This window comes from Lacihabitans soyangensis (assembly GCF_024343775.1).
GTDB lineage: Bacteria > Bacteroidota > Bacteroidia > Cytophagales > Spirosomataceae > Leadbetterella > Leadbetterella soyangensis.
Map to the genome: position 1 here is coordinate 1 of NZ_RJUF01000154.1, position 1,266 is coordinate 1,266.

Here is a 1,266-nt window from a genome sequence, read left to right on the forward strand (position 1 = left end):
GGAAACCCAGTAACGGCTACTACAACTACAGGACCAAACGGAGAATATGTATTCAATGGTCTAAAACCAGGAGATTACACCGTAACGTTTACTAAGCCAGCTGGCTATACAACAACAGATCCAAACCAAGGAACAAATGATGCAACTGACAGTGATGCAAGTAAAACAACAGGAACGACACAGTCAGTGACGATAGTATCAGGTGAAACTAATAACACATTAGACGCAGGATACTTCAAACCAGCTAAGTTGGGAGATTACGTATGGGAAGATGTAAATAAAAATGGTATTCAAGAATTTGGAGAAAAAGGAATTCAAGGTGTAACAGTTAAATTGACAGGAACAACCGGAACTGGTGCACTGGTTAGCTTAACGGCGACAACAGATGTGAATGGTTTCTATCAGTTTACTAATTTAACTCCAGGTACTTATAGTGTAGAATTTGTAACTCCTGGTGCAGCTGGTGATTATACAAATAGCCCTAAAGACCGAGGTTCAAACGATGGAATTGATAGCGATGCTGATCAAATCACAGGAAAAACTGGTTCAATCATAATTCAAAGTGGTGATGATAATCAAACTGTTGATGCTGGTTTCTATAAATGTATTAAAACGGCTGAATTTAATTATCCAATCACTAAATTCTGTTACAAGGATAATACTATTCTGATACCAAATTTTGCAAATGGTGCAATAGCAGGCCAGTTTACATCATCTCCATCTTTAGGAGCTGGTGCATTAAATACTACTTCTGGTAGTATCACCATTGCCTTGGCGAATTCAGGTTCTTACACAATTACAAATACAATTGCGGCAGATGGAAAATGTCCATTAGTTTCTGCAACAACCTTAGTAGTAGTTCCTGAACCTTTAGAATTTAATGGACAGCCAGTGGTTAAAAATGTTTCATGTTTTGGTGGAAATGACGGAAGTGCTGAAATTAGTGTAAAAGGTGGCAAGCTCCCTTACACATATGTATGGAGTACCTCTCCAGTTCAAACCACGAATAAAGCCACAGCCTTAACAGCTGGTACGTACTCGGTAGTTATAACAGATGCGAACTCATGTACAGTAACAGCAAGTGTAACGATAGCACAGCCAACGCAATTGACTGCAAGTGCAACGAAGATAGATGTTAGCTGTTTCGGAGGAAACGACGGAAAAGCGACGGTAACAGCCTTGGGCGGAACACCAGCATATACTTACAACTGGCTACCAAGCGGTGGAACCTCAGCAACAGCAAATGGTTTGACTGCTGGCAGCTAT

General features: G+C 40.3%; 1 protein-coding gene. It reads left to right on the top strand.

All coding sequences use genetic code 11. The features are described 5' to 3' along the window. Positions 1 to 1,266, top strand: a 1,266-nt coding sequence (locus EGI31_RS15180; RefSeq protein ID WP_255038002.1) for an SdrD B-like domain-containing protein, incomplete at both ends; no start/stop codon positions are given.